The 15,545-nt window shown below is 32.5% G+C and carries 11 protein-coding genes; 6 read left to right on the forward strand and 5 right to left on the reverse strand.

The window, feature by feature from the left end:
- The first annotated feature begins 84 nt into the window (after positions 1 to 84).
- A complete protein-coding gene (locus D1816_RS06675; RefSeq protein ID WP_118501732.1) occupies positions 85 to 2,910 on the forward strand; it encodes a putative LPS assembly protein LptD in 2,826 nt (941 codons plus the stop codon).
- A 60-nt stretch (positions 2,911 to 2,970) separates the two neighbouring features.
- Positions 2,971 to 3,351 (forward strand): RidA family protein, encoded by a 381-nt coding sequence (locus tag D1816_RS06680; RefSeq protein WP_066308854.1) that lies wholly within the window; start codon positions 2,971 to 2,973, stop codon positions 3,349 to 3,351.
- 77 nt (positions 3,352 to 3,428) lie between these two features.
- Here the strand turns inward: D1816_RS06680 and D1816_RS06685 are convergent, their stop codons facing one another.
- Entirely contained in the window at positions 3,429 to 4,007 is a 579-nt protein-coding gene (locus D1816_RS06685) for an RDD family protein (protein WP_118501734.1), read from the reverse strand.
- 190 nt (positions 4,008 to 4,197) lie between these two features.
- Between D1816_RS06685 and D1816_RS06690 the strand changes: the two genes are divergently transcribed.
- Positions 4,198 to 4,659: a hypothetical protein gene (locus tag D1816_RS06690; protein WP_118501737.1), complete on the forward strand. Its 462-nt coding sequence runs from the start codon at positions 4,198 to 4,200 to the stop codon at positions 4,657 to 4,659.
- An 81-nt stretch (positions 4,660 to 4,740) separates the two neighbouring features.
- Here D1816_RS06690 and D1816_RS06695 read toward each other — a convergent pair whose 3' ends face one another.
- The 3 genes from D1816_RS06695 to D1816_RS06705 form a co-directional block, all read right to left on the reverse strand.
- Entirely contained in the window at positions 4,741 to 5,103 is a 363-nt protein-coding gene (locus D1816_RS06695; protein ID WP_066308851.1) for a methylglyoxal synthase, read from the reverse strand.
- A gap of 34 nt (positions 5,104 to 5,137) precedes the next feature.
- Entirely contained in the window at positions 5,138 to 6,124 is a 987-nt protein-coding gene (gene pfkA / locus D1816_RS06700) for a 6-phosphofructokinase (RefSeq protein ID WP_118501739.1), read from the reverse strand.
- 65 nt (positions 6,125 to 6,189) lie between these two features.
- Positions 6,190 to 10,617 (reverse strand): translocation/assembly module TamB domain-containing protein, encoded by a 4,428-nt coding sequence (locus tag D1816_RS06705; protein ID WP_118506221.1) that lies wholly within the window; start codon positions 10,615 to 10,617, stop codon positions 6,190 to 6,192.
- A gap of 81 nt (positions 10,618 to 10,698) precedes the next feature.
- Between D1816_RS06705 and tsaD the strand changes: the two genes are divergently transcribed.
- Both tsaD and D1816_RS06715 read left to right on the forward strand, forming a co-directional pair.
- The gene (gene tsaD, locus D1816_RS06710; protein WP_118501741.1) at positions 10,699 to 11,721 is read left to right on the forward strand and encodes a tRNA (adenosine(37)-N6)-threonylcarbamoyltransferase complex transferase subunit TsaD; all 1,023 of its coding nucleotides are present in this window, start codon (positions 10,699 to 10,701) and stop codon (positions 11,719 to 11,721) included.
- A complete protein-coding gene (locus D1816_RS06715; protein WP_066308842.1) occupies positions 11,721 to 12,425 on the forward strand; it encodes a 16S rRNA (uracil(1498)-N(3))-methyltransferase in 705 nt (234 codons plus the stop codon). Before tsaD ends, D1816_RS06715 begins: the two co-directional genes overlap by 1 nt.
- Positions 12,426 to 12,501: 76 nt before the next feature.
- On the opposite strand, the gene D1816_RS06720 is transcribed toward D1816_RS06715, so the two are convergent.
- Entirely contained in the window at positions 12,502 to 14,187 is a 1,686-nt protein-coding gene (locus tag D1816_RS06720; RefSeq protein ID WP_118501743.1) for a T9SS type A sorting domain-containing protein, read from the reverse strand.
- Between the two features lie 191 nt (positions 14,188 to 14,378).
- On the opposite strand from D1816_RS06720, the gene D1816_RS06725 reads away from it, so the two are divergent.
- A complete protein-coding gene (locus D1816_RS06725; protein ID WP_118501745.1) occupies positions 14,379 to 15,536 on the forward strand; it encodes an esterase-like activity of phytase family protein in 1,158 nt (385 codons plus the stop codon).
- The last annotated feature ends 9 nt before the right edge of the window (positions 15,537 to 15,545 follow it).

A 15,545-nucleotide genomic window follows, 5' to 3' on the forward strand; every position in this document is an offset into this window, starting at 1 on the left:
TTAAATGGGTTTTAAAATATCTAAATAACATATTTTTTTATTTTTTTACCAATTACAATCTAGGCATCAAAAATATATGTAATTTTGGCACTTCAAAAACTAAGCCATAGTTTCACAAAAATAGGATTTAAACCATTGCAAACAAAGGTACGACAGATAGTTTATTCACTAAGTTTTTCACTTTTTTGTTTTTGTCAAGTTACTGCACAAGAAACAAACGAGACTACAGAGGTACCTATTCCTGCTGTTAAGGATTCGATTTCGGGGATAACCCCTATAAACAAAAAGGATTCGATAATTACTCAACAAAACGGGATTAAGATTAACCCAGAAGAACTCTTAAGTGAAAAAGCTCAGGATACAACAAAAAAAGACAGCTTAGCTGCAGAATCACAGCTCTTAACGGATAAAGTTGATTACAAATCAACTGATTATATGCGTTTAAGTCGTAGAGAAAACAAAATGTACTTATACAATGAGGCAGAAATCATCTATGGTGATATGCAGATTAATGCTGGATTTATCGTTGTTGATAATGAAAAAAATGAAGTTTATGCTTATGGTATTAAAGATTCTTTAGGCAATTATACACAAACTCCCATATTCAAACAATCACAAAATATAGTAGAACCGGATTCTATTCGATTTAATTTTGATACAGAAAAGGCTTTAATCTATAATTCCAGGACCGAGCAAAATGGTTTTAAAATCAAGAATGAAGTTTCAAAGAGAGAAAATGACTCTGTTGTTTATATGAAAAATGTAAAATTTACAACTTCAGAAAATATAGAAGATCCTGAGTATTATTTCTACGCTAGACGTATCAAATTTGTTCCTAAGAAAAAAATTGTTACGGGATTAGTAAATATGTTTATTGCTGATGTGCCAACTATATTAGGTTTGCCCTTTGGTTATTTCCCGCTTACAGAAGATAGAACATCGGGTTTTATTATCCCTAATCCTGGTGAAGAAAGAAATCGTGGCTATTTTCTACAGAATGGTGGGTATTACTTTGCACTTAGTGATTATGCAGATTTGACACTCTTAGGAGATTATTATACTAATGGAAGTTATACTTTAGCCGTTGAATCAGCATATGCAAAACGATATAAATTTAGAGGAAACTTAAGGTTTAGATACGAAAACAACCTTACAAGTGAAAGAGGTTTTCCCGATTTTGCCCAAAGAACTACTTATAACATACAGTGGACTCATAGCCAAGATGCTAAAGCGAATCCTAATTCTCGTTTTTCTGCTTCTGTAAATTTTGGTAGTAGTGACTTTTTTCAACAATCAACTAATCAACTTAACACGGGTAACTTCTTAAATAACCAGATTAGTTCTTCTATATCATATTCGAAAACTTTTCCTGGAGATCCACAGGTTAATTTTAATGCAGCTGCTACGCATAACTCTAATACAAATACAGGTACTGTAAATATGACTTTACCTAATATTAATGCCAGTGTATCAAGAGTTTTTCCTTTTGCTCCAAAAGTAGGTGTCAAAAAAGGGATTATTCAAAATATTAATACACAATATAATGTTAGAGCAGAAAACAGAATTACTACTACAGATGATGACTTATTCTCAGCTCGAATGTTCGACGAAGCTAGAGCAGGAATACAGCACTCTATACCTATAAGTACAAATTTTAAAATTTTTAGATATATCAGTGCTAGTGCTGGAACAAATTATCAAGAAAATTGGGTCTTTGAAACCATAGATCAAGAATTTGATCCTGAACTTAACAATGGTCAGGGAGGCGTACAAAGAGACACCATAAAAGGCTTTGATTCCTACCGTACATATAATTTTTCTACAAGTCTAGGGACTACTATATATGGTACTTTTAATTTTAAAAAAGGTAAAAAAATAGAGGCTATTAGGCATACCATGAGACCATCTATAAGCTACAGCATCAATCCTGATTTTGGTCAGTTTTATACATCTTATGAACGACCTATTGAAGATAACCCTACAACTCCAGAAATTGAAACAGGAGTTGAAGATGTAGTGTATTCGAGATTTGAAGGTGGCTTTTTTGGAGCTCCAAGTAACGTATTTTCAAGTAGTATTGGTTTTTCTTTAAGTAATAACTTAGAAATGAAAGTGCGCAGTAAGGATTCTACTGCTCTTGAAGCAAAAAAAGTAACAATATTAAATAATTTAAATATTAGCACTTCTTATAATATAGCTGCTGATACCCTTAATCTAAGTCCTATTGCAATATCAGGAAATATCCCTATTGTCCAGAATAAATTAGACATTAATTTTAATGCTCAGTTAGATCCATATGCCTTAGATAATAATAACCGTAGAATTGATGTTTGGAACATCGATAATGGGGGGAGTTTATTTAGACTTACACGAGCTAGTGCAAACTTTGGATATTCTTTTTCAAGTAAAGATTTTGAAAAAGGAAAATCAAATGAAGACCCCTTAGAAAATCAAAACTTTAGAAACGAAGGTAGGCCTGATAATCTTTTTGGAGGTGTCACAGATTTTGGAGAGAATAGATCATACGATAAGGATAAAAGCAAAGACACTAATCAGGACGTTCAAAATTATAATTACAAAATCCCATGGACCTTGCGGATCTCATATAATGTAAACTACAGTAATAATGCAAGGCAAAATGAAATATCATCGAATTCAGTCATGTTTTCTGGAGATGTAGAACTTGCTCCAAGATGGAGTGTTGGTGTATCATCGGGATATGATTTCAGAAACCCTGGTTTTACTTTTACTAATTTTAGATTTCAAAGAGATCTTGAAAGTTGGGTTATGAATTTTAACTGGATTCCGTTTAGCGAACGTACCTCATGGAATTTCTTTATTGGTATTAAATCTAATGTTTTAAGTGATATCAAATGGGATAAACGACGTGAACCAGATAGACAGTTGTAATAAATTCTATTACAATTTAGATATTTAAAAATTGAATAACACCTTTAATCTCTTCTCATAATGAAAAAAATAATTACCACTGCTAAAGCTCCAGCCCCTATTGGACCTTATAATCAAGCTATATTAAACGGAAATACATTGTATACTTCTGGACAAATTGCAATTAATCCAGACACAGGAGAATTAGTACTTGATGATATTAAAACGGAAGCAGAACAAGTTATGCAGAATTTAAAAGCTATTCTTGATCAAGTTGAAATGACTTTCGAAAATGTAATCAAAACCACAATTTTCTTAAATGACATGAATAACTTTGCTCAAGTAAATGAAGTTTATGGTGGGTATTTTAACGAGGATACTGCCCCAGCAAGAGAAACAGTTGCTGTAGCTGCTTTACCCAAGTTTGTTAATGTTGAGATTTCTGTTATCGCAGTAAAATAGATAGTATTTCTTTTAATATATAAGACATTATCCTTCTAAAGTATATTTGATTTACTTTAGAAGGATTTATAGTTATATCATTTATTTACAACCTTTGTCTTAGAAAGCGTATCATGCCACCCAGTACCTTCACCTAAAAATGAAAATGCATCAAAAGGGATATAACGACATAGACTTCTTAGTAAAATTGTTCCCGCCTCGGGCGCATTTCCTTGCTCATCAACAACTTTAGTCCCTGTAATTATCTTACCCATTGTTCTGCTAGTAGTCATCTCAAAGAACGTATAATATGTTACACCAATTACAAATCCAAATACATAATTTAGTATGGGATTTTCTTGTTCTAATGCATACATGGTTTCCGGTGAGAATAAAGCCAATAAAATTCCTGCAACGAAACTAAAAATAATGATAAATATATAATCAATAATTAAATTAGCAAATCTTTGTCCTTGACTGGCCTCTTTATGATTTAAGGCTCTCTCTAATTCTTGAACTTTTTCTTTTTCTTTAAGGGTTACATCCTCTTCATAATGCTCACAAGTTTCTTGAAAATCTGCTACCGTATTGGTTAATCCGCAAATTACTCCTTGTTTCATATCAAATTTTTGATTTTTACAAACTTTGCAAAACACAAGTTGTTTTTGTCTATTCATAATTGATGGTTTATTTAGTTTTCCTTTTATTCATGTCAATTGATCAGGAATTGTTACCATCTTATATGGCATTTTAAATCTTAGACATCAATTTTAGTTTGACAAATCAGAAAAGTATACCTTATTAATTACTCTTATCTTAGGGTGGGGTATTCTTGTACTTATTTGTTTTAGGAAAAAGGAAGATATTATGAAAACTACGCTTATTTGTGTTATTACATTTTTTAGTGTGATTATGTGTATTGCGCAAAGTACATCTACCAACTATATTTTTGGGAACTCACAAAACAGCACGTATCAAAGTGGTAATTTTATGAGTTGGGCAAACAATCTTAATAACAATACTACTCTAAACTATACTTTTAATAAACCTTTTGTTGTTCGTACTACACAAAACAACTATTATTCCCCCATATTAACAAGACCAATAAAACTAAACTACTCTATAGGATTTAACCCTAGCACAACTCACTTAAGTCCTTCATTTTTCTACATAATATCCAATAAGTCAGGAAGCAATGCTTTAAACCCAGGAGCTTATATACTGTTTGATTTAGGTAGAAACAATATATATGATGAATTATCAGCATCAGAAATAGTGGTTGGGAGTTTTATTCAAGTATTAAATATAATAAGCTGTTTTCAAATTTAGGAAGAGTTTTTATGAATTAAGTCCTATGCTTAAATTCAAAATTTCTTTATCATTGTAATGGTTATATTACTTTAAGTTACACTATAAGCCTTTAAGTAATAATTCTGCTGTAGCTGGATTTGTTGCCAATGGCACATTATAAACATCGCAAAGGCGCATTAACATAAAAATATCTGGCTCATGTGGATGCTTAGCTAATGGATCTCTAAAAAAGATAACCATATCAACTTTTTTTTCGGCAACTCCAGAGGCTATTTGTGCATCACCTCCAAGTGGGCCTGACAATAACGCATCAACCTCAAAACCTGCTCTCTTTGCTTTTTCGCCTGTAGTTCCGGTAGAAATTAATTTTATGTTTTTTGAATGTAATATTTCTTGATGCTCGTTTAAAAATTGAACCATCTCTGCTTTCTTACCATCATGTGCTATAATTGCAATTGTCATTTCTAATTTTATATTTCTTATTTATAATACCTTCTTATGTCGAAAGGATATCAGATATTCTTAGTAATTCTTTATTAATCCCATGATCTTCTTTTAATCCGGTATCAAAACTGGTAGCTGCTATTTCGTTATTAATTATTCCTACCATTATATTTTTTTCGCCATCTAACAATAACTCAACCGCTTTAACACATAATCTACTAGCTAATGTTCTATCAAAACACGAAGGAGACCCGCCTCTTTGCATATGACCTAATACGGTTACTTTCACTTCATAATCCGGTAAATTTTCGGTTACATAATCAGCTAGTTCATACACATTTTTACCAATTTTATCTCCTTCACTTACCACGACAATACTTGATGATTTACCAGAACGTTTACTACGCTTTAAGGATTCTAACAGTCTATCTAATCCCAAATCCTCTTCAGGAATTAAGATTTCCTCTGCTCCTGCTCCGACACCAGTGTTTAACGCAATAAATCCGGCATCTCTACCCATTACTTCAATAAAGAATAATCGATCATGTGAACTTGCCGTATCTCTAATTTTATCTATCGCCTCGATAACTGTATTTAGAGCAGTATCATATCCTATAGTGAAATTTGTTCCTGCAATATCATTATCTATAGTTCCTGGTACTCCTATAACTGGAATATCGTACTCTTCACTAAAAATCTGTCCACCTCTAAATGTACCATCTCCCCCAATTAATACCATTGCATCAACACCAATCTTTTTGAGGTTATCTGCTGCTTTTTTTCTACCTTCTGGAGTTCTAAAATCTTTTGACCTAGCAGATTTTAATATCGTTCCTCCTTGGCTAATAATATTACGAACGCTACGTGCATTCATCATACAATAGTCTCCCTCTATCATTCCTTGATAACCTCTGTAAAACCCTATACATTTTACATTGTAATATGCACATGCCCTCGCTACGGCACGTATTGCAGCATTCATACCTGGGGAATCTCCGCCGGATGTCATAACACCGATTGTTGTAATTTCTCTGGCCATGTATTTTTGTTTATTGTCTATTATGTAAAATAGTCGTAGTTTTTCTACTTCACCACTACCTACATTTATTTATTTTTTTCTGTAAAGTTAATAAAATCTGGTTTTTCAATTTTGATTGTATCTCCTGGTTTTGCAATAGAATCTTGAACTTTTTTAGTTTTAAAAATCTTAGTCCATAATTCATTAAAATTATCAAAATCTACCGAGTATGACAAGCCAACTCCTTGTTCATAGATTTGATTTCCTGCACCGATAAATTGAATATCGTTTTGACGATTAAAGACTTTTCCTCTTAACGATCCATCTTCATTAAATAGATATTCTATTTCTACATCTCCTATTACTCCAGAATCATTTGCTCCTCCGATAGGTACTCCTACTCGTCCATTTATTAATATTTTATTATTGATTTGCGTCGAAAGTGTTAATCCGAATTGATCTGCATTTTCCTGATCTAATGTTCGAACTCCTTGTACATAGTTAAGTCCTACTTGAAATTTATCATCTTCGTCAGAAAAAATACTATTAAAAAGACCCGAAACTCTTTCGGCAGCAATACCACCTGTAATGGCATTGGCATCCAAAGTACCACTGTAAAATTGCCCAGATGATACTAAAGATAATGCCTGCAATTCTTTAGTTGATTGATCACTTAGTCTGTAATCTAATTCACTTTTTGCTACAGAACTAAGGTTAGGAAATTCTATATTAAAATTAATATTAGGTTGGATTAATTCTCCTTGAAGATCTACCACAACTTCTACCGGTATTTTACGATTTATAGAAGCACTTTCTAACAATATTGCAGGGTTTGCTTCAGTTTTATATACAGCACTAAGGTCTAAAACGGCTCTAGTTGGACTTCCTGACCAGTTTATAGTTCCTCCATCTCGTACTGTAAATAGTTTTTCTACAAATGGTCCGTATCTAAAGTTATACGTTCCTTCGTATGCCACAAAATCACCCCACATTTTAAACTTTCCATTGGTATTAATTTCAATCAGTAAGGTTCCCGCTCCTCGACCTTTTAATGAGCTTCCTGTATTTTTATCAATTACAATTTCTACTTCTGCGTTATTATTTACATCAAGATCAAAATTAAGTTCTAAACCTTTTACATCTTCTAAGACAATCTCTTTTCCTTCTAATCGGGCTCTTTTCTCCTCTTGACTAAGAAAATGTATGTAGCTATTATCACCAATAGATTCTGTTTCATTTAAAGGTATTTTAAAACTAGTACCTTTTTCTGTGGTAGCATTAACATCAATCACCAAACCGTCTGTAGGGCCTTTTATTTCGGCTTCACCACTTATAAATCCTGTACCATAATATAAGGATTCTTCATCCTCTTCTGTATCTAAAACTAACAACCTATCGTTAGCCAGCAATTTAAGTCCTAACTCCCATTTCGAGAAACGTCGATGGGCTATAAAGCCTGACAAGATACCTTTTGTATCGTATTTTGTATCTGTAATATTAACATCATCAAAATCAAATTTCTGTTTACTAAGTAGGACTTTTGAATCTTCTTCAAAATCAAGATCAACATTTAAATAAGGAACTGTAAGACCCGATTTATTCAAAGTTAGAACACCATCAATATTAGGGTTTTTATAACTACCAGATACTTTTGCTTGTCCAGAAACAAACCCTCTTATATTAGAAACCACTATACCACCTAAAGCACTAAACCCAGAAATATCCACCTCATCTAAGTCAACATCTACTGCTATAGATGAATTTTTATCCGAAACATTTATTAAACCTACTGCAGAAAGGATTTGCTTCTCTTCACTACTTAGTTTAGTATCTATATTATACTTTGTTAAGTCAGAATTACCATCTACCTTAAGCTGTAACTGTCCTAGTAATGTTTCATTTACAGTTAAATCATTTATAGTAATTTCGGTATTGGGTAAGTACAATGAATTTTCCTGAATGATTGCTAACTCCCCATTTATCTTTCCCTTTAAATTTAAACTATCTATACGCGGAGTCACTTTGTTTAAATCTACATTGTCAAACGTAGCTGTTAGATTTTTGTAATCTTTACCTCTAGTAACTCCATCTATACGTATTGCCTCATCATTATAATCAAGCATTATAGATTGAATACTTATGTTTTTAAAATCATTATCAAAAACGATCTTATTTTTATCTCTACTTTTCTCTCTATTTGCATACCAGGTATACCCTTTATACGTAAAATCAGACTTTCTAAAACCTACAACAGAGTTATTCTCTTCGTTAATTGTATGATAGAACTCAAGATTGAAATTATCATCATTATTTTTACCACCTTTAAATTCTGAGTGAATAAACAAGGTATCTTTTAAAGTCACATTAATTAGACTAAACTCTGATGCATCATAATACTTTGAATCAATACTATCTATTGCCACGTATGTATTAAAAAGAGGGTTTTTATTATCAACTTGCACATCTATATTCTCCATATAGTTATCATATGCAGTAATCGATGGAGACTTAAAAGTAAGCTTAAATTCTGAATCATCACTCTCTACTTTTCCTTTAATAATAGTATTAGGAGCAAATTGTATTTCGGGAAAAAACACATCTATAATTTTATTATAAATACTAAAATTAAACTCCATGAACTCATGATCAGTGATCTCAGTTGCTTCAAAATTAGTATATAAACTACCTATAGAATTTCTAAATAGATCATATACGTTTTCAAATCTAAAAACACCCTTTACATTTCCTTCGATAATATCTGGGCTATTAATTTTAATTGTCCTTACATTATCCTTATCAAAATCTGAAGTAATATCAAAATCTTCAAAGTAATATCCTGCATTTTGATTTCGATATAATGTTTTTGCAAAAGAAATTGTCCCAAAAGCATCATTTACTCCCGTTCCTTTAATATTCATATATACGTCTCCATTAAATACAGAAACACTATCCCTTGTGAAAATATTTAATCTATGGAGATCAACATGATCAACATTTGCTACAAAATCATAATTATTGACTTCTTCTGATAAATCTGCGACGCCCTTAAAATTAAATTGCGCATTAGGGTCTCGAGAGCTCATATCCCCGTCAAAAACCCGATCTTTAAGGTTTCCTATTGCTTTTAAATTCGTGTAGGTATATCCATTAAAATCCAGTTTATTGATATCTCCTTCTATTTTGGTATCAAGACTTTCTAAGGTAAAGCCACTCCCGTCAACATGTATATCAAAAGCTGCATTACCTATCGATTCTCGATCAACTAACTGACCAACATTAAAGTTATTAGAGATAATATTTCCGTTATATGTAGCTTTCGTTAAATCATTTAGATTTTCTAATAAAACAAAGGCATTTACTTTTCCTAATTGGGAAAAAAGATTCATATCAACATCAACAGCTTTTCTAGTAACTATAGCATTACCTATAGCCATAACACTTCCAAACTGATGTATTTGTTTTGGTAAAGAGTTTCCTAAAACGTTTGGCAATAGATTTATTAAATCATAATAATTCGTAGTTACATTATCAAAATCGCCATCTAGTTCAAAATTTGTAACATTTGTGACCGCATTTCGAATTCTTATATCTCCTTTAATACTAGATCTATCGAGCCCAGAAATATTGGTATTTAAAACCCTGAAATCATTAAGTGTACCTCTAACAGAAGTGTTTTTGAGTTTGAAATTATGGTTTTTTCCAAATTCTTTGTAAAATGGAATAAGATCATTTGTAGACACTGTAGCTTTATTAAAGATAGCATTGATCTTTACTTTATTAACAAAATCAGACAACCCTCCTGGTTTATATGAGAATTGAATATCTCCTTGAACATTAGAATCTGGAGTTTCTATACTCAGTTCTTGAAAATTCATTTCATCGGATTTGATAGAAAAGCAAGTTTGTAACTTTGAAATACGTAATCCCCGCTTATCTTTAAATGTTAACGCATTAATATTTAAATATACATCTGCATCATCAACCATAAGGTTATCTGCAGCTAAATTAATTGCGCTATAATTAATTACTTCTGGACTACTTAGATTTTCATCTATAAAATTATATCGCCCTTCATTAATACTAATATGTTTAGTAGTAAGTAAAAACTTCTCTTTTGAAGATGACTTATTGGTACTATTAAATTTACGGATGAAAGTCATAAGATTATCACTACTCTCATCCTTATAAATTTTCATATTAAAAATTAAATCTTCTATTGCAACATCACCAAGTTCTGGTTTGTTATTCGCAATATCGGTTAAACTACCAATAGATGTTGTAATTCCCGAAGCATATAGCAGCGTATCTTGATGATGATCTTTGACAAAAATTTCTTTAAGTCTTACACCTCCTGCATATGTTAATCCAATTCTTCCTATAGCGATGTCAACACCATAATCTTTATTAAGTTTATTTGTGATTTTTTTTCCTAAATATGTTTGCACCGCAGGTACAGAAAATACAATCACTAAAAATGCAAAAAGTGAAAAAAGGACATGAAATACCCTTAACAATATTTTCCTTAATTTTTTGATACGTTTTATTGTTTTAACTTTGTAGACAATATTAACAATTTCTATGCCCTTTTCCTCATAATGGATCAACAAAAAATATACATTTTAGGTATTGAGTCTTCTTGTGATGATACCTCTGCCGCCATATTATGCAACGGAAAAGTTTTATCTAATGTGGTAGCCTCTCAAAAAATACACGAACAATATGGTGGAGTTGTGCCCGAATTAGCTTCTAGAGCTCACCAACAAAACATTGTTCCTGTAATTGATCAAGCTTTAAAACAAGCAGGTATTGACAAAAAACAGTTAGATGGTATTGCCTTTACAAGAGGTCCAGGGCTTATGGGTTCATTACTCGTAGGAACCTCTTTTGCTAAATCATTAGCACTAGCTTTGGATATTCCGCTTATTGATGTAAATCATATGCAAGCACATATTCTTGCACATTTTATTGAAGAAGAAGAATTTGATAAACCCGAGTTTCCCTTTTTGGCAATGACCATTAGTGGAGGTCATACGCAAATCGTTAAAGTAGACAATTACTTTGATATGGAAGTAATTGGAGAAACTCTGGATGATGCCGTGGGAGAAGCCTTTGATAAAAGCGCTAAAATATTTGGGCTTCCTTATCCCGGAGGTCCATTAATTGATAAGCATGCAAAACTTGGTAACCCAAAAGCTTTCTTATTTCCAAAACCTAAAGTAGGAGAACTCAATTTTAGTTTTAGCGGATTAAAGACTTCTGTTCTTTATTTTACCCAGAAGAAATTAAAAGAAAACCCAAATTTTATAGCAGAAAACCTTAATGATATTTGTGCTTCATTACAACATACAATTATTAATATTCTTGTTGATAAGTTGAAAAAAGCTTCAAAACAAACAGGCATAAAACGTATTGCCATTGGTGGTGGAGTATCTGCTAATTCGGGTATTAGAGCTGCACTAAAAGAAGGAGAACATAAATTTGGGTGGAAAACATTTGTTCCTAAATTTGAATATACTACTGATAATGCCGCAATGATAGGAATTGTTGGATATTTGAAGTTTTTGAAAAAAGACTTTACAGACATGAGCGTTGTAGCTAAATCTAGAATAAAATTCTAATGCAACTATTTTATAATGATACCTTAACAGAAACGAGCACTAGCATAAAGTTCTCGCGAGAAGAAAGTAAACACATCTCTAAAGTTCTTCGAAAACAGGAAGGAGATACATTAAATATTACTAATGGCAAAGGTCTTTTGTTTACTGCCAGTATTACTTTCTCTAACCCCTCGCAATGCCATGCGACAATAGATTCGTATACCCTAGAAGCTCGTAAACCATATCGATTACATCTAGTGGTAGCCCCCACCAAAATGAATGATCGATATGAATGGTTTTTAGAAAAAGCTACAGAAATAGGTATTCATGAAATAACTCCGATAATTTGTGACCATAGTGAACGAAAAGTAATCAAACAAGAGCGCTTTGAACGTATTTTACTAAGCGCAATGAAACAATCTTTGCAATGCTACTTACCTAAACTCAATCCCGCAATATCATTTTCTAATTTTATTAGCACTACTAATCATGATCAATTATACATTGCTCATTGTGAAGAAACAAAAAAACAATCGCTAAAGGATGTCCTTAAACAAGGTTCTAGTTATACTATACTTATCGGTCCAGAAGGAGATTTTTCAACTAAAGAAATCGAATTAGCATTAACGTCTGGATATACGCCTGTTACTTTAGGGGATACTAGACTAAGAACTGAAACAGCAGCTATGGTGGCTACTCACAGTGTAGCTTTTATAAATTCATAGATAATATAATGAGCCACTTTACAAAACTGTATAGTAGCTCATTATTGCTATTTTGAAAATGTGATAATTAGTACCGTTATTCTTTAAAGAATTTTTTTACTAAAGTTTCTCCATTTTCTGTTTTTAGTTTAACAATATAAACTCCAGGTTCAAGGGTTTCTGTTGCCACAATTGTTTTTCCCGTTTCGCCTATTTGGATATTTTGGATTACTTCTTTACCCTGAATATCAAAAACTCCACCATAAGTTGTTTTTGATGTTCTTTTAACATCTATAGTAAGAAGGTTTTTGGCAGGGTTTGGAAAAAGCGACACCCCTGATTCTTCATTAATATCCTTGATATCGTCTGTTTTGCCACTAATTGCAATACCACATCGATCTTGCTTGTACTCCATACGAATAACTTTTGGATCAATTTTTCTAAATTCATCTACAAAAATCTGTTCGGCAATTTTAGTCAGGCAAGGCTCATGTTTAAATACTTCTAATTTAATTTCTCTCTCACATTGTGGCGTAGATTTTCCTGTATCTGTTGTTTCTACAAGGTAAATATCTGTAGCTCCTGCTCCTATTGTTGTTGTATATCCTGTAAAAGCAAAACCTTTGTCAAAATCATCTCGTACTAATTCTGTCCCCATTTCCTGACCAGTTCGCCCATAATTATACCCCCATAAGAAATTACCACCTGCATCTGCCTGAAACAATAATGCTTTTCTAGTTGAAGTAAATTGGTCTCCAACTATAGTATAGAGAGGGCTTCCTGTTGCACTTGCTGTTATTTGCAAACTACGACCATATTCGTTTCTCTCTGTACCATACGTTTTCATACCCATAAAATCTCCATTACTTCGTAAATACATTAGAAAAGCATCAAATGAATTATTAATACCGAAACTATTCGTGTATCCAGTTAGCACATAATTACCGTCACGACCTTGCTTTATACAAGTTCCCACATTTAAATAACGTCTCATGGGATCTAACTCTTTTGGATACCCAATAACTCTTTGCCACTCTATATTTAAATCTGGCTTAAGTTTTACTACAAAAATATCTGTTGGTGGGTTAACCAATGTGGCACTGCCTCCGCAATCAAAATCTGTACTAGATCCTGTAATAATGTATCCTCCATCACGAGTTTGTTCTATCCATAAGCCACGTTGATCCCCTTTGCCTCCAATGACGGTGGCTCTTGTTAGATTCCCTTGATCATCTGTTCTTACAACGTACATATTTGTTCTTGGTAATGATTGAGAATAACTTCTTGTTTCTCCAACCATAATATAGCCAGGCCTACCATTTTCGTCTTTGATATTTTGTACACAATGCGCTGCATCATATTGATCTCGACCATAAACTTTAGAAAAAACAGGAGCACCATTAACATTAGTTCCTATGAGTAGGGCATCTCCCCCACCAAAACCAAAGCTTCTTGTGATACCAGCGGCTACATAAGCAGCAGGATTATTTGGGCTAAAATTTGTTGATTGCCTTACCGAATTAAAATATTCGAAATCTTGCCCCCCATAAACCCGAGACCAAATTTGATTACCATTTAGATCGGTTTTGACCAAGGTAGCTTCTAGACTTCCTATGAAATTTCTTGAAGTATATCCAGCTACTAAATACCCCTTTTCAACCTTTTGTAGTTGAGTTAAAGATCTACCCATTTCAGATTGTTCAGTTCCAAAGGAATGTTGAAACTGTGCTAAACCGATGTTTATCATCAAACAACAGCTAACACAACATAAAAGTTTTTTCATGATTTTGTGTATTAAATGGTTAATTATAAATTGATTTATGTAACTAAGTACTAGAATATATATGAAAAACAAAAGAGCTAAACAACTGATAAACAAGGGTTAAAAACCTATAACGAAGTAAGGTTTTACTATCGAAATTAAAGACTTAACAAATGCTTAAACCTCTATTTAAATTATAAATCGATACCTTTATGCCCTCAATTATTACTACAATGTTTAAGACACTCTACATCATTTTCTTCTTGTTACTTTTAAGTTGTTCATCTAATACAAACTCTACTAGTGTAACTAAACCTATAGATCAAGAAAACTCTATTAGTGAGTTAACTTACATAGATGAATTTGTAATACCTACTCAAGATATAGAAGGTGTTCCTATTGGTGGTTTTTCTGGAATTGATTATCAAAATGGAAAGTGGTATATTATCTGTGATACTTCTACTCCTCCTATTAGATATTATGAAGCTGACATTTCATATAATGAAACTTCTTTTACAAAGGTAGATATTACTAAAATGCATATTATTAATGATGCGACTGGTACACCACTAACACAAGGTGCAGTAGATCCAGAGAGTATTAGGGTAGACACTAGCTCTAACACGCTTCTTTACACTAGTGAAGGATCTATTAATAATGCTATAGACCCCGCATTAATAGAAATATCTGCTCAAGGAAATCAATTAAAAAGTTTCACCCTTCCTGATAACTTTAGAGCTCAACTTGAAACTGATTCATCGGGTCCAAGACATAATGGTGTTTTAGAAGGTCTTTCGATAAGTTTTGATACTAAAGGATATTGGGTATCTTTTGAATTACCTCTAATAGAGGATGGCCCAGAACCTACAACAACAGATACAGAATCTCCTGTTCGTATTACATTATTCAATAAATCATCTGGAGTTGCAGAACGACAATTTGCTTATGAACTTGACCCTGTAGCAAAAGAGGCTGCATTAGGTACCTCTTTTGAAGTAAATGGTCTTGTAGAAATACTTGAATATGATAAAGACAAATTTTTGGCATTAGAACGCTCTTTTTCTTCTGGATATATAAATGGGGGTAATACTGTTAAAATTTATAAGGTAGACGCTTCAAACGCCACAAATACTATTGATATGAATGCTTTATCTACAGGCTCATATACTAAGGCAACAAAAACATTACTCTTTAATTTTGAAACTATTCGAGGGCAATTAACGAATACTACAGTTGATAATCTTGAAGGGATCACTTTTGGACCAAAATTAGCCGACGGAAGTCGAACATTGGTCATAATCTCGGATAATAATTTCAATACTTTTTTCCCACAACTAAATCAACTTATTGTTTTTAAAGTAACTCCTTAAAAAGAGATA

It is taken from the genome of Aquimarina sp. AD10 (assembly GCF_003443715.1).
GTDB classification, from domain to species: Bacteria; Bacteroidota; Bacteroidia; order Flavobacteriales; family Flavobacteriaceae; genus Aquimarina; species Aquimarina aggregata.

Excerpts from the sequence above, each read along its gene's own strand:
- tsaD (WP_118501741.1), top strand. The coding sequence starts at position 10,699 with ATGGATCAACAAAAAATATACATTTTAGGTATTGAGTCTTCTTGTGAT.
- pfkA (WP_118501739.1), bottom strand. The coding sequence starts at position 6,124 with ATGGCCAGAGAAATTACAACAATCGGTGTTATGACATCCGGCGGAGAT.
- D1816_RS06690 (WP_118501737.1), top strand. The coding sequence starts at position 4,198 with ATGAAAACTACGCTTATTTGTGTTATTACATTTTTTAGTGTGATTATG.
- D1816_RS06695 (WP_066308851.1), bottom strand. The coding sequence starts at position 5,103 with ATGACAATTGCAATTATAGCACATGATGGTAAGAAAGCAGAGATGGTT.
- D1816_RS06680 (WP_066308854.1), top strand. The coding sequence starts at position 2,971 with ATGAAAAAAATAATTACCACTGCTAAAGCTCCAGCCCCTATTGGACCT.
- D1816_RS06720 (WP_118501743.1), bottom strand. The coding sequence starts at position 14,187 with ATGAAAAAACTTTTATGTTGTGTTAGCTGTTGTTTGATGATAAACATC.
- D1816_RS06715 (WP_066308842.1), top strand. The coding sequence starts at position 11,721 with ATGCAACTATTTTATAATGATACCTTAACAGAAACGAGCACTAGCATA.
- D1816_RS06725 (WP_118501745.1), top strand. The coding sequence starts at position 14,379 with ATGCCCTCAATTATTACTACAATGTTTAAGACACTCTACATCATTTTC.
- D1816_RS06685 (WP_118501734.1), bottom strand. The coding sequence starts at position 4,007 with ATGAATAGACAAAAACAACTTGTGTTTTGCAAAGTTTGTAAAAATCAA.